This is a genomic window from Melioribacter sulfuriphilus (assembly GCF_051488685.1).
Taxonomy (GTDB): Bacteria; Bacteroidota; Ignavibacteria; order Ignavibacteriales; family Melioribacteraceae; genus Melioribacter.
This window is the reverse complement of the sequence record NZ_JBPSEH010000001.1, coordinates 583882-605032: the sequence shown is the minus strand read 5'-3', so window position 1 is coordinate 605032 and position 21151 is coordinate 583882. Positions and strand designations below refer to the sequence as shown.

General features: G+C 37.2%; 16 protein-coding genes. 12 read left to right on the top strand and 4 right to left on the bottom strand.

Translation table 11 applies throughout. The features are described 5' to 3' along the window. Nucleotides 1-7 precede the first annotated feature (7 nt). The 4 genes from ACSSV9_RS02565 (at nt 8) to ACSSV9_RS02550 (ending at nt 5534) form a co-directional block, all read left to right on the top strand. Entirely contained in the window at nt 8-172 is a 165-nt protein-coding gene (locus tag ACSSV9_RS02565; protein ID WP_437345650.1) for a hypothetical protein, read from the top strand. A gap of 158 nt (nt 173-330) precedes the next feature. Next, nucleotides 331-1668, top strand: a complete 1338-nt coding sequence (locus ACSSV9_RS02560; RefSeq protein WP_437345649.1) for a KamA family radical SAM protein — start codon at nt 331-333, stop codon at nt 1666-1668. Nucleotides 1669-1814: 146 nt separating this feature from the next. Beyond that, complete coding sequence (locus ACSSV9_RS02555; RefSeq protein WP_437345648.1) at nt 1815-4709, top strand: tetratricopeptide repeat protein; 2895 nt, start codon at nt 1815-1817, stop codon at nt 4707-4709. A gap of 9 nt (nt 4710-4718) precedes the next feature. Beyond that, nucleotides 4719-5534, top strand: coding sequence for a M23 family metallopeptidase (locus tag ACSSV9_RS02550; protein ID WP_437345647.1), 816 nt, complete (start codon nt 4719-4721; stop codon nt 5532-5534). Here the strand turns inward: ACSSV9_RS02550 and ACSSV9_RS02545 are convergent. Beyond that, complete coding sequence (locus ACSSV9_RS02545) at nt 5531-6169, bottom strand: HAD family hydrolase (RefSeq protein ID WP_437345646.1); 639 nt, start codon at nt 6167-6169, stop codon at nt 5531-5533. The genes ACSSV9_RS02550 and ACSSV9_RS02545 overlap by 4 nt on opposite strands. Nucleotides 6170-6328: 159 nt before the next feature. On the opposite strand from ACSSV9_RS02545, the gene ACSSV9_RS02540 reads away from it, so the two are divergent. Continuing rightward, a complete protein-coding gene (locus tag ACSSV9_RS02540; protein ID WP_437345645.1) occupies nt 6329-9499 on the top strand; it encodes a ligand-binding sensor domain-containing protein in 3171 nt (1056 codons plus the stop codon). A gap of 5 nt (nt 9500-9504) precedes the next feature. On the opposite strand, the gene ACSSV9_RS02535 is transcribed toward ACSSV9_RS02540, so the two are convergent. Genes ACSSV9_RS02535 through ACSSV9_RS02525 form a run of 3 tightly spaced genes read right to left on the bottom strand, consistent with a single transcriptional unit; the run spans nt 9505 to nt 11928 of the window. After that, nucleotides 9505-10308 carry a DUF3108 domain-containing protein gene (locus ACSSV9_RS02535; protein ID WP_437345644.1) on the bottom strand — a complete coding sequence of 268 codons (804 nt, stop codon included), beginning with the start codon at nt 10306-10308 and terminating at the stop codon, nt 9505-9507. A 1-nt stretch (nt 10309) separates the two neighbouring features. After that, nucleotides 10310-11374 (bottom strand): glycosyltransferase family 9 protein, encoded by a 1065-nt coding sequence (locus ACSSV9_RS02530; protein ID WP_437345643.1) that lies wholly within the window; start codon nt 11372-11374, stop codon nt 10310-10312. Then, nucleotides 11329-11928, bottom strand: coding sequence for a DNA-3-methyladenine glycosylase (locus tag ACSSV9_RS02525; RefSeq protein WP_437345642.1), 600 nt, complete (start codon nt 11926-11928; stop codon nt 11329-11331). The genes ACSSV9_RS02530 and ACSSV9_RS02525 overlap by 46 nt, the downstream gene beginning before the upstream one ends. Before the next feature lie 111 nt (nt 11929-12039). Here ACSSV9_RS02525 and ACSSV9_RS02520 point away from each other — a divergent pair, with 111 nt between their 5' ends. From ACSSV9_RS02520 to ACSSV9_RS02490, 7 genes are all read left to right on the top strand, one after another. Beyond that, nucleotides 12040-12465, top strand: a complete 426-nt coding sequence (locus ACSSV9_RS02520; RefSeq protein ID WP_437345641.1) for a heme-binding domain-containing protein — start codon at nt 12040-12042, stop codon at nt 12463-12465. A gap of 17 nt (nt 12466-12482) precedes the next feature. Next, on the top strand, nt 12483-13463 hold the full coding sequence (locus ACSSV9_RS02515) for a serine hydrolase domain-containing protein (protein ID WP_437345640.1): 981 nt from the start codon (nt 12483-12485) through the stop codon (nt 13461-13463). Further along, complete coding sequence (locus ACSSV9_RS02510) at nt 13460-14545, top strand: sensor histidine kinase (protein WP_437345639.1); 1086 nt, start codon at nt 13460-13462, stop codon at nt 14543-14545. The genes ACSSV9_RS02515 and ACSSV9_RS02510 overlap by 4 nt, the downstream gene beginning before the upstream one ends. Nucleotides 14546-14547: 2 nt before the next feature. Continuing rightward, nucleotides 14548-15504, top strand: coding sequence for a histidine kinase (locus tag ACSSV9_RS02505; RefSeq protein WP_437345638.1), 957 nt, complete (start codon nt 14548-14550; stop codon nt 15502-15504). Between the two features lies 1 nt (nt 15505). Further along, nucleotides 15506-16297 (top strand): LytR/AlgR family response regulator transcription factor, encoded by a 792-nt coding sequence (locus ACSSV9_RS02500; protein ID WP_437345637.1) that lies wholly within the window; start codon nt 15506-15508, stop codon nt 16295-16297. 143 nt (nt 16298-16440) lie between these two features. Then, a complete protein-coding gene (locus ACSSV9_RS02495; RefSeq protein WP_437345636.1) occupies nt 16441-20019 on the top strand; it encodes a pectinesterase family protein in 3579 nt (1192 codons plus the stop codon). A gap of 176 nt (nt 20020-20195) precedes the next feature. After that, nucleotides 20196-21134, top strand: coding sequence for an alpha/beta hydrolase (locus tag ACSSV9_RS02490; protein WP_437345635.1), 939 nt, complete (start codon nt 20196-20198; stop codon nt 21132-21134). The last annotated feature ends 17 nt before the right edge of the window (nt 21135-21151 follow it).

Sequence of the window (21151 nt, the reverse complement as noted above, 5' to 3'; positions counted from 1 at the left end):
ATATTCAATGGCAAAACAACAAAGCTTCGCAGATAAAGCAAAAAGCAAAGCAAAAGCAGCTTTCGTTAATGTTAAAGTGGTTTCTACTGTTAAATCCGAAAACGGTAAATACAAATTTCAGGAAAGATTCGTAAAACTTGACGACGTAAATAAAGTTACATCTATAAAATAACTCCTTTAATGTAACATCTTTTACTGTCCGAATTATCCTGTCTAAAATCTTGTAGTACTATCTCCGCTATCCTGTCGATGAGAATTGGTGTATCTGGTAAAGCCTGGTGAGTGTGCATAGTCTAATTTTTTTTAAATAAATCGAGAGAGGAACCTGTCATGAGAAACTATAAGAGTTATACGCTAAGAAATTGGAAGGAATTGCCACAATTACAGAAATTGGACGATAATCAGAAAAGAGCTATTGAAGTTGTTGGAGCGGTTCTTCCTTTCAAAACAAATAATTATGTGGTTGAAGAACTTATCGATTGGGATAAAGTTCCGGACGATCCAATTTTTACACTTACATTTCCCCGGGCAGAAATGCTGAGTCAAGAACATTTCAAAGAAATTGAAAAACTTTTAGACTCCGGTGCGCCGCAGGACAAAATCAAAAAAATAGTCAATAACATTAGATGGGAGCTAAATCCACATCCAGCAGGACAAAAATACAACGTTCCCAGAATTGACGGCATTGAATTGACTGGAGTCCAGCATAAGTACAGGGAAACAGTGTTGTTCTTTCCGAGTCAGGGACAAACATGCCACGCTTACTGTACATTTTGTTTTAGATGGCCACAATTTGTGGGCATAAGTGAATTAAAATTTGCCATGAAAGAAACAGAATTGCTGATTAAATATTTGAAGGAACATACTGAAGTAACAGACCTGCTTTTTACAGGCGGTGATCCGTTGATAATGAAAACAAAAATTCTTGCTTCTTATATCGAACAGATCCTTAACGCCAATATGGAACACCTGCAGACAATTAGAATTGGCACTAAAGCCATCGGTTACTGGCCATATCGTTTCATTGACGAGCCCGATGCAGACGACTTGATTAAGCTTTTCGAAAAGATAGTTGCAAAAGGTAAAAATCTCGCAATCATGGCACACTTCAATCATCCTGTGGAATTAAGCACACCTGCAGCCGAAACAGCAATAAGAAGGATAAGAGCTACCGGTGCTCAAATAAGAACTCAATCGCCGTTATTGAAGCATATCAATGCTTCACCTGGAATATGGGCTGAAATGTGGCGAAAACAGGTTAACTTGAATTGTATTCCATATTACATGTTTATTGCACGCGACACAGGTGCACAGGAATTCTTTGGTGTGCCTCTTGTCGAAGCATGGAATATTTATCGTAATGCTTATCAAAGTGTAAGTGGAGTTTGCCGTACGGTAAGAGGACCAAGTATGAGTGCCACCCCGGGCAAAGTACAGATTCTCGGTGTAAATGAGGTCAATGGCGAAAAGATCATTGTGTTAAGATTTCTCCAGGGCAGAAATCCCGATTGGGTTGCAAAGCCGTTCTTTGCTAAATACGATGAAAATGCAATCTGGCTTGACCAGCTTAAGCCTGCTTTCGGAGAAGACAAATTCTTCTTTGAAGAAGAACTCGAATCGATCTTTCACGAACATATCTACGACGACGAATCGGAAAACTTTGAATAATAGATTTATTATTTTCATAATAAAGCCCGGATTAATCTTAATGCGTGATTATTCCGGGATTTTTTTACTATTTATTAATTGAACTAAATTACGGAATTATTAGATATAATTTAATAACTTTGACCTGACAACTTTATAAAACTCTGATGATTAGAGAGCGGCTTACAATTCTATTAATAATTTTTGTAATTGCGCAATTAATACAGGCGCAGAATAAGGATGTGGAAATATATCGCAAAACTGCTCTCGAACATATGGAAAATGGTAGGTACGGCGAAGCAATTGACCAGTTAAACAAGTATATCTCTGCAGTTCCACAAAATCCCGAAGGTTATAATTTACGTGCGCGCTGTTTCGAACAGAGAAAGCAGTACGAAAATGCCGTGCTCGATTTCAGAAGAGCGATTGCACTCGAAAAGAACAATACCAGGAGGAATGAGTATCTCAAAAATCTCAGAAGAGTTCAGGAAGTGTGGTATAACATCCTCAACAAAAAAATTGAAGGTCATCTGAGGGAAATTGCCATTAATCCAGACAATCCGATCAACTACCTCGAAATAGGAAAGTGTTATCGCTGGATGGAAATCTGGAACAAGGCTGAGGAATGGTACGACGAATATCTCAAGCGAGACGACAACGCCTCGCCAGATGAAATTATTAGATATACAGAAATTTTAGCTAAAACTGGGAGTATTACTAAAGGTGAAAAGATATTAAAAAAGTATGTAGAAAGATATCCCGACGACTGGCGGCTTTGGAGCAGGTATGGATATTTTACAATGTGGCTTAGCAAATACAATATTGCCAAAGATGCTTTCGAAAAAGCTCTTGCAATAAAGCCGTTCTTCAAAGAAGCTCGCGACGGTCTGGATATCGTTAACAGGCAAGCTTATGTAACGCAGCAAAATCCACGAGCCTTCGAAAAAGAATATCCGATTGATCGTTATTATCGTCTTCTTAAAAAAGATCCCTCCGATGTTGAAATAAGATTTAAACTCGTCGACGAATTGCTTAAAGCCAAAAGAATCGAAGAGGCATATCAACAACTTCAAATTATCGGTTTTGCGCATAGCGACGACGAACGGTTTCAGTCTAAGTGGGATTATGTGGTGCAATTCCGCGATAGTCTTTATCGGCTTAATCTCGACAGAGCAAAATTGAGATTGGCAAATAATTCTCTCGACAAAGATGCTCTTAAAATTCTTTCCCGCTATTATGAGTATCTACAATTTTACGACAGTGCCCTGACTTATCTCGACAAATATTTTGAACAAGTACCAGACGAGGATGACCCCGAATTGATTTATCAGTACGCCAGGATATTGGCGTGGAATCGCGAGTTCGACAGGTCTATCGATATAATGGATAAGCTTCTGGAAAAATTTCCCGATAATCTCGATTATCAATTGTTCAGAGCTCAGGTCTCGGTATGGATTAAAAGAGATATGGAACTTGCCAGAGAATATCTCAATAACGTTTTACAGAAAAGGCCGAATAATCTGGATGCAAATATCGCGATGGGCTCCTTAATGTTGATTGAAAGAAATTTTGAAGAAGCGCAAAAGTATGCCGACAAAGCCCGCAGTATCGATCCGACAAACGACGAAGTAATTAAATTACAGTCGGATATTGACTGGCAAAAACTGAGAGAAGAGGAAGAAAAGCTCTATAGTATTCTGGAGAAAGGACGAAAAGAAGTTCTTGACGGTCATTGCGAAGATGGACTGGTTTATTATGAAGAATACATGTCGAAAGCTGAACCGAATTTATTGATACTCAAGGAATATGGCGACGTCCTCTTCTGTGCTAAAGAGTATCAACGCGCTCTCGAAGCTTATAATCAGGTGCTTGAATTGGGATATAATTACGATGCAGCAATGCAAAGGGCAAAAGTTTATTATGCACTGGGCGATTCTGTCAATGCAGTCAAAGCATTTAAAGAGCTTATTAAAGAGGATTCGACGGACTTTGAAGCGCATTTGTACCTCGGCGATTCTTATTTGAAACTTGGCGAGCCCGATTCTGCACGTAAAATTTATAATATGCTACTCGAAACCTGGGATCTCGACTCTTCAAAAGTCGAGTTGGTAAAACTACGTAAAGGCTGGCTGCCAGTTACTGGAATAGCCGCCATCCTCGAAACATTTCCATACTATGTCGGGATCGCACCTCTATCACAATATTATTCCGATAATATTAGTTTTAGTCTGTCCACTTTCGGTTTACGCGCCGACCTGGGTATTAATAATTATTTGTCGGCGGGATTTCTGTTCAGTTCTACCCGACTAAATTCGAACTCACAAATTCTGAATCCCGACATAATTTCTACCTATGATTATATTGGAACAAGGAATTATAGAACATTAAAAGGTTTGGTTACAATCCGCATTTCGAAATATTTCAATGTTGGAACGGGAGTGGGAGTTACAAATTCGGCGGGCAGGTTACAACGAGATGAAAAGGAAGTTTTCGCAAATTTTGAAATCAGAGATACTGTTTCAGTATCTTTCACTTATCAAAATTCGGATGGCGCATTGATTCTCTATTCGCCTTATTTAATCGACCAGACGTATTATGCCTCGCTCTATCGTGTCGGCGGATATTATATTCACAAGAACGGACTAAAGATCAGCGGGTCTTTTCAATACATTTCTGTCTCGGATATCAACGAAGGCAACGATTTGATGATAAGACTTGGTAAATATGTCTATAGCGATCTAATCGTTGGATACGAATATTATTACACGAATTATAAATTTAAGTCGCAATATTATTACTCACCGCAAAATTTTGAATCTCACAGTTTCTGGCTGGATAATGAACTGGAGAAAAAGAAGGATTTAACCGTTGTACTCGGGGGAAAAATTGGTTACATCCCTTTCAGTAAATTTATTGCTCTCGAAGGACACCTCGAACTTTTGTATCGTCCTTTAGAAAACCTTACAATCAGTGGAAGAATGGGGATGGGCAGCACCTCAAGGGACGACGCGAGCTACAGATATTTTTCAACTCAATTATCTATCTACTGGACAGCTTTTTAAGGTGAAAAAATGAGACTATTTTTTTCGGTTTTCTTGTTGTTGTCTATTATCTGTAGTGCACAGAATTATAAATTGAGCGGCGAAGCTGTCCAGGGCTCAATTATAATTGGAAGTGGAGAGAATGTAGTGGAAGTATATCTGAATAAAAAGCCGATCCCGGTAGATAAAAACGGTAGATTTGTAATTGGCTTCGACAGGAACGAAAAAGGGTTAAGGACATTAAAAATCAAATTCAAAGACGGTACAATTAAAACTAAGAAACTAACCATTAAAAAACGGAAATATGAAATTCAGCGCTTGAAAATCAAAGATAAATACGTAGATCCTCCTGAGGAAGATATGGAAAGAATAGATCGGGAGTTGGAGATTATGAAAGAAGCCCGCAAAAAAATTGGGCAGATCGATTCGATGATGTTCGATGACGGATTTGTTATGCCGGTGGAAGGTGGCGAAATTACAGCTGTTTTTGGTAGTCAGAGAATTCTCAATGGGATTCCTAAGAAGCCTCATAATGGAATTGATATCGGAGATGTAGAAGTAGGCACTCAGGTAAAAGCGGCTGCAGACGGTATCGTTGTTCTGGCGGGAGAAGATTTCTATTTCAACGGCAATTTTGTTTTAATCGATCACGGGCTGGGCTTAAATACAATTTATCTGCATCTGAATAAATTGTACGTTACTGATGGTCAATTAGTTAAAAAAGGTGAAGTGATTGGCGAAGTTGGATCGACAGGGCGGTCGACCGGACCACATCTCCACTGGGGAGTACAATGGTATTCCAAGAGAATTGACCCGCTGAGTATCTTGAATCTCAGCGCAAATTAATAATTGAGAAGTTCACGGATATCATCTATAACTTTAACTCCAGCCGATTTTAATACTTTCTTCGACTGGTGTCCTGTTGACAATAGAATGCAGTCGGCACCAATAGCTTTTGCCACTTCAAAATCGTGCAGTGTGTCGCCAATAAGCAATAGCCTGCCATTGCCGTTTCCAATCTTTTTGAGTAATTCGAGTCCAAGATGAAGTTTTCCCGCGGCATAAATATTATCGAGTCCTACTATGTGGCTACAATATTTATCGATGCCAAGACGCATTGCCATTTCTTCGAGTGTGTGTTGTGAGTAAGCAGAAAGTATCGATTGTTCGACTGAGTTGTTTCTAATTCTTTCCATTACATCGAGAACGCCGTCATAAATTGAACATTCGTATTTTCTTTTTTCATATTCTTCAATCCAGAGCCTGCCTATAACTTCAAATGGCTCCTTTTCGAAATCGAACCCAAGCTTTGCATAATAATCTTTAACGGGAATTGTAAAGACGTCTTTATAAATTTCTTTTGTTATGTTCGGTAGGTTCCTTTCGCGTAGGAGCCGGTTGATAATTTCAATTCCCAGATCGACGTCGTTTAAAATTGTTCCGTTCCAGTCCCAGATTATATGTCTGTATTTATTAAGCATTTTTTGATGCAAAAATAATAAAATTAAGAGTAATTGATTAAGTTCGATTAAACTTTTATAAAATCACTACGATAATAAAAGGGATAGATTACGATGTTTGTAAAATTGAGTTTTAGATATGGTTAAGTGGGGGAAATTGTGTGAAGATATGAGAAAATTATGAACTACAATTTAATCAAACATTATCAGTTGGTAATCAGAACGGTAATTGTCTTTACTTTTATCGTTCATATAAATGTCGGACAATCATTAGATCCTTCCAAGAAATTTAGCCAGTACGTTATCGAAAAGTGGACAAATAATGAAGGACTTCCACAGAATTCTGTTTATGGTATTATGCAATCGAAGGATGGATTTATCTGGTTCGGTACTGAGGAGGGATTTGTCAGATATGACGGCGTTCGTTTTGAAGTCTTCAGCTCGGAAAATATCGACTTGATGAAAAATAATCTTGTAGTTGCAATGCTGCAGGACTCAAGAGGCACATATTGGGTAGCTACATTCGGCGGATTATTAAAATATTCTGAAAGTGAAATTAAATTGTTCGACTTAAGCAATGGGCTTTCGAACAATTCTGTACGCACTCTATTCGAGGATGAATATGGAAGAATATGGGCTGGGACGTCGAACGGTTTGAATATAATCGATATGGATAAAGTAAAATGTTATAGGGTGAAAGATGGATTAACAAACGATTATATTTATAAAATTTCAGGTAATCAAAAAGGAAAAGTTTATCTGGCAACTCGTGGAGGTGGCGTTAATGTTGTAGAATATGACCGCAGTAGAATTAAGTTTAGCGCTATTACCACGAAACAGGGATTGTTGAGTAATTCTGTAAGGTCGGTTTACTTAGATAGTAAAAGACAGTTGTGGGTGGGGACGTTTAATTCAGGCATTGAATTAATAAAAGACGGTAAGCCGGTCTATTTTAAGGGGAAGGACAAATTAAAACGATTGTCTGCTCTCGATTTCGAAGAAGACGAAAACGGCGTAATTTATATTGGTGCGCAGAACGGGCTTTATAGGTTCAACGAAGGACAGGTCGATAGTTTTATTTTATCCTCTCAGACGAATTATAATAGTATAATCGATCTCTATTTCGACAAAGAAAATAATTTATGGCTGGGCACTTACAGTAATGGTCTCTATAAAATTCACGAAGGGATTATAACAACTTTTGCAAAAGAAGAAGGTTTACCCGAAAATTTTGTTCTTTCAGTAATAGCTGACAAAAAAGGCGTTTGGATAGGTTCGCGTACTAATAACATTACGAGAATAGTCGACGGGAAGGTGTACAATTATATTTATAACAGAGAGCCTGACTTAATGATACAAACCTATGCTATAAGGAACGATACTTTGTGGGTAGGTACAAACAAAGGGCTCTATTATTTTATCGACGGTAAATTAGGTAAAGTGAAACGATATGTGTGTAATAATTGCAATGAGATATATGCGCTTTACGTCGATAAGAAAGGAAATCTTTGGGTGGGTACTGACGGCGGGGGATTGTTTTTATACGGCAACGGAAAACTAATTAAAAAATCTGTTGACGAAAAATCATCGCTTTTGCGTGTACGCTTTATAACCGAGGACGACAGAGGGAATCTACTTCTTGGGACGGCCGGCAACGGATTCATTATTTATAATAACGGAACATACAAATACTACGAAGAATCGAACGGCTTTCCTTCGAATTTAATACGTCATATCATTTGTGATAAATCCGGAACTCTCTGGATTGCAACAAGTGGCAGCGGGATACTCAGAATCAAAGATGGAAAAGTTAGACAGATAACGAGACGGGAGGGATTGCCGACCGATGCAGTACATGCTATTGTGGAGGATGGCAATGGTTTCATCTGGGGAAGCAGCAATAACGGCATATTTAAAGTGAGTAAGATCAAACTCAATAAAGTTGCCGATGGAAAAATCAAGTTGGTCAATGCAGAAAAATACGGAACTGAAGATGGTATGAAAAATGACGAATGCAACGGAGGAGTCCAGGGAGCCGTGGCCCTCGATTCATCGGGAAAAATCTGGTTCCCCACTCTTCAGGGAGCAATTTCAATCGATCCAAATTTAAAGCCTTACAGTGATTATGTACCTCCAGTTAAAATCAAAAGGGTATTGTTCAATTTTGTACCCTTCGAAATTACGAGAAGTATGAAAGCCCCTGTGGGCACTTCTATAATTCGATTTGATTTTATAGCGCCTTCTTTTTACAAACCGGAAAAAATAAAATATAAGTACAAACTCGAAGGCTATGAAGATGAGTGGAAAATATGGGAAAATAGGAGAAGTGTAATTTATTATAACCTCGAACCCGGAGAATATGTTTTCAGAATCACGTCTTCGAATCAGTATAATGTTTGGGGAAGTCAGGAAGCGAAAGTATCCATTTACATACCGCCAGCAATTTATCAAACTATATATTTCAAAATCATTGTGCCGTTATTATTGATAGTTTTAGTTTATCTTGCAATTAAATGGCGACTCCATAAACAGGAAAAACAAACTGCGCTCTTAGAAAGGATCGTCGAAATTCGTACAGAAGAATTAAAAAATGAAATTAGAGCGAAGGAAGCCGTACAGAAAGAATTAAAAGAATATGCTGGAAAACTGGAAGAATTAAATAGGACCAAAGACAAACTCTTCTCGATTATATCTCACGACCTCAGAAATCCACTCTATTCAATTGCTTCGTCTGCCGATTTTCTGATGAATAGTAGAAAGGAATTGAAAGACGACGAAATAGATGAACTAATAAATTTGATAAAGAATTCAACGCTTTTGTTGAATAATTTAATTGAAAATTTACTTGCATGGGCTCGGATTCAAGCCGGTCGAATTGAATATCGAAAAATAGAATTCGATATCTCGGAATCGATTAACAATATTATTACGCTGCTTCGAACGTATGCAGAACAAAAAAATATTATGATTAAATATATTCCGGGTAGCAAGAAAAGTGTTTATGCGGATAAAACAGCAATCGAGTCTGTACTTCTCAATTTGATTTCGAATGCAATAAAATTTTCTTATTCGAACAGTAATGTAATCATTAAAACAAGTACTACGAACGATGGTTATCTCGAAGTATGTGTTGAGGATAGTGGCATTGGAATAGAGCAGAGAGAAATAAATAGAATTTTCGATCCAAATGATAATTTTACCAAAAGAGGTACGCAGGGCGAAAAGGGGACGGGACTTGGATTGATACTGTGTAAAGAACACGTCGAAAACAACGGCGGTAAAATATGGGTTGAAAGTGAACCCGGTAAAGGAACAAAATTTTATTTTACAATTCAGTTCGCCCAAAAATAAATTACTTAATTAATCTTCGATTTTGGTCTAGACTTTAGTCCTTCGTAATAAATCAGGTCGGCATCAATTGAACCAATCAATATTTTCGTTTTAACCTTAACCGGAATTTTCAATTCGTCGTCTGTTAACCAGATAACGATTGTGCCTTCGCTTTTGAATAGTCCACCCTCGCGGATTATCGGTTCAAGAATTATACATTTGAAAGTTCCGGCATCGACGCTAATTTTTTCCTTGCCACGGTAAATTACATCGAGAGGATATACCTTATCTTTGTAAAAGTTTTCGAGTTGAATTTTTTCTCCGGGTTTAAGACTGGAAAAATCATAAGTTCTGGTAAAATAAAATGCAGAAACAATATCATTAACATATTTGGGAATTTCATAAGAGCCCTCTGAGGTTCTTGCAATGCCACGTCTTTGGTCGAAGAATGCCGAAAAATCGCGCGAGTATCCTCCTTCTCGTATGTGCTGTTCGAATCGCCAGGGAAATATTCCTTCCTTGTCGATATATGTTTCGTAACGATCCCGGACTTTGTAAAACATATCGAAGGCGGGAATAGAATTAACCTTAAAGACAACGTTGTATGCTTCTCGGCCTGCTATTTTGACCATACGCGGTATTGAAAATTCGGCAATGCCTGCCGTAATAAAACCGTATCTAACTTCGAATCTTAGAATTTCACCGGTGGTAAACGCATCATTCTTGATTTCTCTGAATTCGTTATTTCTATTTTGTGCATAATTTATATTGTATGCAAAAATAAAAGCGACCACTAAAATTTTGATGATGTCTTCTAATTTATTGTCCATTCTATACACTCAATTTATTAGCTATGACATTGAATACTTTATCAATGTCGATAGTTGCCATGCAATTTGTATGTAAACATTTTTTAATACTACAATTGCTGCATTCCGTCTCCGGTTTGAATACGGCTCTATTTCTCGTATAAGGACCCCATCGTTCAGCTGAGCAGGAAACTACTTTGGGATAAAATCCGACGACGAATTTATCCAGAGCAGCTGCAATGTGAATCGGGCCAGTTGAATTTGCTATTAAAATATCAGATAAATTTATTAGAGCGATTAATTCGTTCAGATTAAAAATTCCCGCCAGGTTTTTTGTTTTGTCGCTTACAATTAAACTATTGCAAAGTTCCGCTTCCGATTTGCTACCTGTGATTAAAATCTCAATGCCGTCTACTTCAGATAATTTTGCAATTAATAGTTTCATCTTATCGACGGGTAGATCGACCGAGCTTCCCCCACTGCCGGGATGAATAATTATTATCTTTGAATTTATGTTTATTCCCCTTTTGTTGAGAACCATTTTTACATTCTCTAATACCGTCATATCTGGTTTCAATCCGAAGTCAACTCTGTCAATATTTATATCATAACTGATGCCAATTAGTTTGAGCATCGACAGGTTGAATTCGAGTTCATGCTTTCCGGCATATTTGCGGTGTTCATAAACTTTCTTGTTAAATAAAAAAGAATACCAGCGATAGCCTGTTCCAATTCGAACTTTAATGCCCGCCATTAATATTAATGTGGCAAGCTTAAAAGTAGGATGGACAAGAAAGCAAGTATCGAAATTTTTCAGCAGGTTGAGGTTCTCTCTGAATATTAGTCGGCCATTCTTCTCTTTTAAAATAAGCACTTCGTCGATGTATTTGTTATTGTCTACAAGTGGTCTGGTATATTCTCTTACTAAAAAGGTAACTTTAGAATCGGGATAAAATTTTTTGATAACGTAAGCCATTGGAAGGGTTAACGTAACGTCGCCGATTCTATCTGTTCTGATAATTAATATATTTTCGGGCTTATTCATTTTGAAGAGACGTATCGATTGTTCTTGATATAATAGCGCCATTCAAGCTCAGCTGACTTTTTAATGCCTATTCTTTTTGTAACTGCGATGTTTTCAGGGTCTGGACTTTCTCCTTCAGCAATAAAGATCAGATCTCCGATCAAGGGAATGCCGTTGTATGTTTTGTCGATGTTAAATGCCTTGCAAAATTTTGCTGGACCGCTTGTTAAGTTTAGTTTTTCCCGTTCGGTAATTTCAGTTTTGCCAAATCGATTTAAAGCCATTATGTTAATTCCTTCGAGTGGTTCGACTGCGCGAATTAAAACTGCAGATCCCTCGCCTTCATTGCCAGTTACAACATTAGCACAAAAATGCATTCCGTATGTGAAATAAACATATAGATTTCCACCGCCTTCGAACATTACCTTATTCCTCTGGGTTTTGCCATTGTAAGAGTGAGCCGCCATATCGATACGTCCGTCGTAGGCTTCAACTTCTACTATGATGCCGGAGAGAATGGCATTCTTTTCATTTTTAATAAAAACTTTGCCAAGCAATTCGCGGGCAACTGTATGCACATCGCGTCTGTAAAACGACAGTGGTAGTTTTTTATACATCGAATCCGTGTTTGATGATAACAAAATTACGAACATCTAAATAAAAATCATAAACGATTGATAATAGTACGGTAAATGTTTTATATTGAACATGACTCATAAGGAGGAATAATGAAACTTTATATAAAAATATTCATTGTTATACTGACAGTGGGTTTGATCGGCATTCAATTTATTAAGGTAGACCGTAAAAACCCATTGGTAAAAGGAGACTTGAAAGCACCTCAGGAAGTTAAAAATATATTGAAAGAGTCGTGTTATGACTGCCATTCGAATGAAACTAAATGGCCGTGGTATTCTTATATCGCACCTTTTTCTTTGCTGATCGAAAAAGATGTAAAAGAGGGCAGAAGTGAATTAAATTTTTCCGAGTGGGAAACATACGATGCTAATAAGAAATCGCATCTCAAGAAAGAATTATGGGAGGAAATTGAAAACGATAAAATGCCTAAATATGTTTATACTTTAACCAGGCCAAATGTTAAACTCGACTTTATTAAAAAAAGTATTATTAAAAAATGGGCGCTCGGTTATTAATATCAGCTGCATAAATAATGAAACTGAAAATTTTTATTGTCCTTGTTATTTGTATGATTAATATTAATGCGCAGATTCAAGAGCTCGACCGATATATCAAAGAGTACAACAAATCAAATCCATTAACTCACTCTATAATAATCTATAATGATGGAAATATTCTCTATGAGCATTACTTTAATAATTTTGATTCGGAAAAGCTGAACAATCTTAAATCTGTGACTAAAAGTATTATTTCATTACTTATAGGAATTGCCATCGACAAAGGGTACATCGAGAATGAATATGTCAGAGTATCTGAGCTGCTGCCGGAATTGTTTGCAGGAATACGCGATAAACGCAAGTTCGAAATTACTATTAGAGATTTGCTTACTATGTCTGCGGGTTTCAAGTGGAATAACCTTGGCGGTAAAATAAGAAGTGGATGGGACAATAGCGAAAATCCGGCTTTATATTTGATTAATAATGTTCCACTTGAGAATAATCCGGGCGATAAATGGAATTACAACAGTGGTTTGTCCCACTTGCTTTCGGTCATAATTACGCGGACATCACGAATGAGTACTCTTGAATTTGCACGCAAATACTTATTTAATCCGCTTGGAATTAACGACATAAAATGGTCGAAAGCCAGAGATGGAATTTATAAAGGAAATTCTGAGCTGTGGATGAAGCCGAAAGACTTGCTAAAAATTGGAATTATGTTGCTAAACGAAGGAGTGTGGGAAAACAAAGTGATAGTAAGCGGCAAGTGGATTGAGAAATCGACCAGAAAATATTTTGACGGATTCGAGCAAATTGGCGGTTACGGATATCACTGGCATACTCGAAAATTCGGTAAATATAATTCTTATCTGGCTGCTGGATGGGGAGGACAATTTTTAATTGTAATACCAGAATTAAAGGTGGTTGTTGTAAACACTTCCCGATGGAATGTGCTTGCTTCAACTTATGTGGTATTTGATTTGATCGATAAGTTCTTGCTTAACCATAAATGATGAAATTGAAAAACGAATATTATTCGCATCTTGTAATAATTGAGCTGACGGCACTTACAATAATTGCTCTAATTGTTGCAATACAGCATTATTTAGTATTTGATCCCGAAGCAAATCAGAGTTTCAGTTTGATCTGGCACATTTCGTTTAATTTAGTTTACTGGTATTACTGGTTGTTTATAACTCCCCTTCTTTTCTTTGCATTTGAAAGATTTGGCAAAAATAGAATCGCTGGCAAAGTATTTTTGTACTTCTTACTACCGCTGATAATTGTCTCGTTGCACCAAATTTTGTCGGCGATCATTATATATGGATTTCTCGATTTTCTCGATGTGAAAACATTGATTTACAAAAGAATATTCAGAAGTCAGTGGGCTTGGGTCGATCTGGTAGTCTTTTTTGTAATTTCTGTTGGTATAAATATTACCGAATCCCGCAAAAAGTATGAAGAAGAAGAAATCGAAATGTGGAAATTGAAATCCGAACTTGCTGCTGTGCGTTTGAAAAGATTGAAAAATCAATTTCATCCACATTTCATTTTTAATACATTCAACACAATATCCACTCTTATTTTAAAAAGGGAAAAAGAAAAAGCGATCGAGGTTATTGAAAATTTACGCGCATTGTTCCGAAAAGCTGCAGAAGAAGGAACGAATGAATTTGTAACGCTCCACGAGGAAATTTCATTTGTGCAAACTTACTTACAAATTGAAAAAGTTAGGCTCAGTGAACGACTGGAAATTAAATACGCTATTGATGAAACGTTGCTTGATGCACTTATTCCGCCTTTTATTCTTCAACCGTTAGTCGAAAACTCAATTCGACATGGCATTTCGAAAAATAAAAGCAAGGGGATAATTTGTATATCCGCAGAAAAAAATCATAACAAACTTGAAATAAAAATTGAGGATAATTGCCACAATTGTAACGGCAATAAAATTGAAAAAAGTGGAGTGGGACTCAAAATAGTAGAGCACCAGCTTTCTTATCTTTTCAAAGATGACTATTATTTCAGCGCAGAACAAACTTCAAGTGGATTTGTAAATCGAATATCGATTCCGATAATTAAAAAGTTGAACTAAAAGTGAAAACAAAAACCGACTTATTAGAAAATAATTATCAGTTACCTGTAATTAAGTATTTTTTCTCGTTCATACTCTTACTTACTTTGATTGCGATAATAAATACGTTCCAGGAATATTTTGTATTTCATAAAACAAAACACCTATTCTCACTTTTCATGTCTAATTTAATTTATAATTGGTATCTGATAATTCTTGCTCTTGTCGGATATCTATTGCTTAAATTAAAGACAAAAAGCCGTTTAACTAAAACTCTCTTTATTACACTCGTTTCTACTCTTTTAATAATCATGCATCAAGTTTTACAGCATCAGGTAGATTTATTTTTTATCAATAAAGCAGATTATTCAAAATTATACGACATGCTGATTGTAAATCCTCAGGTATGGATGGATTACGGTTTTTGCATATTGTTCGCAGCTGTTTATTATTCGATTCAAACGCGCAATAAAACCATTGAAAAAAATCTATACCTTTACAAAATGCAAGAAGAGCTCGCAAGGATTGAATTAACAGATACACAATCAAAAATTCAACCCGAGCTTATTGATCGCGCTCTTAATAAAATGAAATCGTTTATAGCAAATTCTCAATACGAAGAAGCTGAAGATTTACTAACTGAGTTGAGCGACTACATCAGATTGATTCTATACAATGATGAGGATTATATTGATATCCGTTCACAAATTGCACTGTTAGAAAAGTATATCAGTTTAAGAAAAATATTATACGAGGAAAATTTGAAACTCGAATCAGCTGGACTCAACGATGTGTTTGACAAAAAGCTTTCGTCTTATTCATTATTTTATGCAGTGAAAAATCTTTTGCAAAATGAATTGAAGCAAGCAGAAAATGAGAGTAGTGTCACAACTATTTTAAACCTCGAAGATGACGGTCAAATTGAAGTAATTTTAAACAACAGGACAATAAAAATTAATTACATTAATCGGAACAACTAGAATGTCACGAATCAAAGCTATAATAGTTGACGACGAAGAACATGCTCGCGAAGGCATATTACTGCGTTTGAAAAAGTTTAACAATATTTATGTTGTAGCCGAATGCAGCGATGGGAAGGAAGGCTTAAACGCAATAAATAAATATAAACCTGAACTTGTTTTTCTGGATATTCAAATGCCTGGTATGAGTGGATTTGAGATGCTCAATAGATTGAAAACAGAAGAGATTCCAGTGATCATATTTATAACTGCATACGATAAATATGCTTTGCAAGCTTTTGAAGTGCACGCGACGGATTATCTACTGAAACCAATAAATACATCGAGGTTTGATGCTGCTGTTAAGTATGCACTCGAACTGATTGAAACAAACAATCGACGAGAATATGGTGTCAGTATTAAAGAATTGATTAATGAGTACTTAAATTCGATAGGCAAAACTCAATCCAGCTATAAAGATTATCTCAGAAGGATTACAATTAAACGGAAGAACGTAATTAAATTAATTGACATAGACGATATTGAATATATTGAAGCAGAAGGCGACTACCTGAACATCTTTACGCGAGAGGATGAATTTCTGGAGCGAGGTAGACTTCACATTATTGAAAAGAAACTCGATCCATCAAAATTTGTTCGCATACATCGCTCAATAATTGTAAACATTGAAAAGATTGACAGGCTGGTTTCGAGCGAACACGGAGATTATCTCGTTATTTTAAAATCGGGTGTCAAATTAAAAATGAGCAGAAACTACAAAGAGGCAATAAATAAAATGTCAGCCTCGCTTTGATAATTTCATCGCAAAAAAATCCATTTTAACTTTCATATTCCCCTTTTGATCGAAAAATACTTTCATTAAAAATACTTAATCGATAACTTTATTGTTGAATACAGTCCCAGTGACTATTATTAATAAATTCTAATGGGGTGTTTATGAAAAAGAGATTTATCGTTTTACTCTTCTTATTAATTCCTTTGATTTCCGCATTTTCTCAAAGTAAATCTTTCGTCGAATGGAAATGCGTACCGCCGGACAGTCAGAATGTCTCGGTAGTTCAGGGTAATTTAATTGGTTTTCCTGAAATAGGAAGTCCCGGCTTTGTAGTGCGAAGTTATACGGGTAGCAATCCAGGTCCACTGGGCACTAACCAGAGATGGTGGCCCCACGATGGTACAAATCCAATACAATGGGGAAATGAAACAGGGCCTGTCGCATCAAGATGGGTACAATTTGCAGTTACTCCTAAACCCAACTTTACATTTTATGCCGATTCAATAACCCTCTATCTGGGCGGAGGTGGTACCAGCTACATCCGTGCCGACGTTGTTTACGACATTAATTCGTCTTTTGATAATCCTCATAAGTTAAACGAAAACCCGCTTGTTCTCGGCAACGGTAGCGATACGCTTTATTCATTTATAATCAATGAAAAAATAAATGATGGCGATACGCTGTTTGTGCGCATTTATCCATGGTACGAAGGCTCGCCTTCTACATCCAAATATCTTTATGTGCAGGACGTTATTATCTGGGGTGAAACAAAAGGAATAACATATCCCGCAAGTGCTTCCTGGCCGCTTACAAATCCCGACGAGGGGGGAACGGGAGTTAATGTTATTACAACTGGGCAGGTTATTGCCGAACAGGAGCTCTTTGTAAATACTGAAATTAACGGTTATACTGGTCCCAATAATAGCCAGCGAATCCGAATGGCAAATACAAATAATTCCTGGCCAGCAAATTTAACCGACCAGATTGATACAGTTTATGTTCAATTTACAGTTGCCCCAAAAGCCGGCTATACACTGTATGTTAATTCTTTGAGTCTTGACATCGGTGCAAAAAGCTCCAGTACCTTTAAAGCTAACTTGTGGTATTCTACAAATCCGGATTTTACAAATGCTGTAAAACTCGATTATCATACAAGCGACCAGAGCGGTAATAATTATTTAAATGCTACAGCACTCGAAAGTTTTACTTTTGATCTGAACGTTAAAGTGATGTCGGGTCAAAAATTTTATTTTAGAGTTTATCCGTGGAACGAAGATCCAGCGGTAAAAACCGGCAAATATCTGTGCCTCCAGAACATTCTTATTGCTGGCGAAGTGGAAGGTAGTCCAGTTTCGTCAAATGTACTATGGCCCTATGAAACAGGTGAAGAATGGGAATCAACAGGGCCCGTAATTGCTCAAAAACCATTTTACAGCAGTGCAATGAAATTTTACGGAACGACAAATCTACAGGACACTGAAGGGAATGATCACAAAGTAGGTGCTGTTCAAACTGTTTCGAAAGAATGGTATGCCGAACCTCTCCCGACAGATTCGCTCTATTTTGGCTATGTAATTAAACCGAAGTTCGGCGGTACACTTTATGTCGATTCTGTTTCACTCTACCTGGGCGGATGGTTTTCGAGCAATTTAAAAGCAGCAATCTACTATTCAAAAGATTCATCATTTGTTAACAAAACTATTTTGATTGCTGATACTTCTCTTCCTGGAAATAAGATTGCAAAATTCGGAGCTAAATTAGAAGAGACAATCAATACAGGCGAATCATTCTATCTGCTTATTTATCCTCATAATACAAAGGCTGAAGGATGGGCAAAATTAATTGCAGTTGACAGCGTGATGATATACGGTAACGTCTTGGGTGTTACTGCTGATCCTCCGGAAGTTGTAACTTCTGAAATTACGGATATATCAACAACGTTTGCTACAGGTGGCGGAAACATTCCATCCGATGGTGGGGCTGTTGTTACAAAACGCGGCGTCTGCTGGAATACTGAGGGAAATCCAACTATCGACAACAATAAAACTGATGATGGAGGTGGTTCAGGAAAGTTCGTAAGTAAATTAACGGGATTGCAACCAGGAACCAAATATTACGTCCGGGCCTATGCAATTAATGATGCAGGTGTTGCCTACGGAAATGAAGTTGTATTCGAAACGCTCGATTCTTTAATGGTACCCACAGTTACAACTGCAGAGGTAACAGAAATTATGACTAAAACAGCTGTAAGCGGAGGCACTGTTGAAAAATGGGGCGGCGATACGGTAATAGTCCGCGGTGTTTGCTGGAATACAAAGGGGAATCCTACAATTAACGATAATAAAACAGAGAATGGAAGTGGACTTGGTGCATTCAAGAGTATAATGTATCCTCTTGAACCAAATACCACATATTACGTACGAGCTTATGCAACAAACAGTATTGGTACAGGTTACGGCGAAGAATTTTCTTTTACAACGCAGGAGCCGGCTCCTGATGTAACCAAGATCGTTGCTCTCGACGGCACAGGCGATTACACATCCGTTCAAGCTGCATTTGACGATGTTCCGGATTATTATACCGGCAAATACAGAATACTGGTTAAAAAAGGAGTCTATTACGAAAAATTGCTGCTGCCTTCAACTAAAACAAATGTAATTCTCGAAGGCGAAGACAGAGATAGCACAATTCTTACTTATGACGACTATGCAGGTAAAAATAATCTGGGTACATCAAAATCGTATAGTGTGGCAATAGACGCCGACGATTTTACTGCAATCAACATAACATTTCAAAATACAATTAAGAACGACGGAACACACGGTAGCAGTGAACAAGCAGTAGCTCTTAGAGTTAACGGTGATAGACAACAATATTACAACTGCAGGCTACTCGGTTATCAGGATACTTATTACACGTGGGGCGGTAGAGGTACCGGAAGAATTTATATGAAGAATTGTTACATCGAAGGATCGGTCGATTTTATATTTGGTCGAGATATAGTACTGTTTGATTCATGCGAAATTCATATTAATCGTGAAGGCGGAACACTTACAGCCGCCAGCACCGAGGCCGTATCGAAATTTGGTTATGTGTTTAAGGACTGCATTATTTCTGCGGATTCGGTCGGTTTCGACGGAAGGCCAATAACAACTTTTGTACTCGGTAGACCATGGCAGGATAAACCCAGAACAGTATTTATCAATTGTTATGAACCTCAATCCCTTAATCCAGCTGGATGGTCAACCTGGAACGTTACTCCTGCATTGTATGCTGAGTATAAATGCTTTGGTCCTGGTTCCGACACTACTAACCGCATTAAGTCGATTTCACGACAACTTACTGACGAAGAAGCAAAGCTCTATACAATCGAAAATATCTTTTCGAAAGATTCTCATCCTAATTTTGGATATAGCTGGATGCCCGATGTAATTACTTCTGTCGAAGAGTATAATAACAGTAGCAATGAAATACCATCAGAATACTCTTTATCACAGAATTATCCCAATCCATTTAACCCGGAAACTAAAATCAAGTATTCTTTACCAGCTCAAAGTAACGTTAAATTGATTATATACGACGTAACCGGCCAAATAGTAAAAATACTTGTTGATGGAAACCAGAATCCAGGTAATTATGAAGTGCGATTTAATGCTTCGAATCTGGCAAGCGGTATTTATTTTTACCAGCTGCAAACAAATGAAAAAATAATTACTCATAAAATGCTACTTCTAAAATAAATTTCATTACAGGAAGCCCTGATTCATAGGGCTTCCTTTTTATTGATTGTTTAATGCAGTATATAACTTATGAATTAAATCTTTTCATACTGATTAGATAAGAAATAAAACAAGCTGTAATTTTAAATTGAGTGATCTGATAAATTTCGTAACAGTAAACACTATTGGTCTTCGTTATGAAAAAAACATTTGCATTAATCTTTTTTTTGCCCATACTAGCTATTGCACAGTTTAACAGAGATACTTCGTTTACAACTAAAAGTGCTTATGAAAAGATTAAAAAAGAATATCCGTTTGTTAAGCCGGCTGAACTTGATTCGCAAGGTTTGCAAATCTTAAAGAACGTAATTTATTACTCAGAAGGTCAAAGAAAGTTATTGCTCGATTTATTTATGCCTGCGGGCCATGCTAAAAAACTTCCGCTGGTTGTAATTGTTCACGGTGGTGGCTGGCGTTCTGGGTACAAAGAAATGGAGCATCCAATTGCATCCCGCATTGCCAGAAAAAATTATCTTTGTGCTACAGTAGAATACAGACTTTCGACCGAAGCTCTCTATCCGGTAGCAATCCTTGATGTTAAAAGAGCAATCTGCTGGCTTAAAGAAAATTCAGATGTTTATAAAATTGATACTTCTAAAATTGTTCTGATGGGGATGTCGGCAGGTGGTCAAATTGCAGCAATGGCAGCTTTAACGGATAAAATTGAAAAATTATCGGCAAAAAATTGCGCTATTAATGCAGCTGCAATTATTGATGTAGACGGCGTTTACGATATGACAACTCCTTCTGAAAGTGGGAAGGATTCCATCCCCTCTAAACCTTCAGCGGCTAAACAATGGCTCGGGTTTACTTATAAAGAAAATCCCTCTTTATGGATCGAAGCCTCACCTCTTAAATATGTCGACAGTACATCTCCGCCCATGCTTTTTATTAATAGCTCCTTACCACGCTTTCATGCGGGACGAGATGAGGCGATTAAAATATTAAATGAGCACGGTATTTATTCCGAAGTACATACAATTGAAAATACTCCTCACCCGTTCTGGCTTTTTCATCCATGGCAAGAACAGGTGGTCGATTGGATCGACGGTTTTTTGAAAAAAATCCTCAACTAATTTCTGAATCCAATCGA